Here is a 234-nt window from a genome sequence, read left to right on the forward strand (position 1 = left end):
GAGGGCTTATCCTACGGTTTGCTTCAAGCAGACCAGCGGCAAGCCGCACAGGTGAAGAGAATTTCTAGCGCATCTTCTTTTCGCATCCGGTTTTCAGGGCGCAAGCTCTGTAAGCTGCAAAGCTGTACGACACCCGTCGCCCAGTAGGTCTGGTGGTAATGGCGGAGGGGTCCCACGCGTACCCATCTCGAACACGACCGTTAAGCCCTCCAGCGCCAATGGTACTTGGACCGC

General features: G+C 57.3%; 1 rRNA gene. It reads left to right on the forward strand.

What is annotated here, in order from left to right:
* Positions 1 to 148: 148 nt before the first annotated feature.
* Positions 149 to 234 (forward strand): 5S ribosomal RNA (gene rrf, locus KVT38_RS34270); the annotation flags it as partial.

Origin of the sequence: Cohnella sp. GbtcB17, assembly GCF_019091135.1 — a bacterium.
GTDB lineage: Bacteria > Bacillota > Bacilli > Paenibacillales > Paenibacillaceae > Cohnella.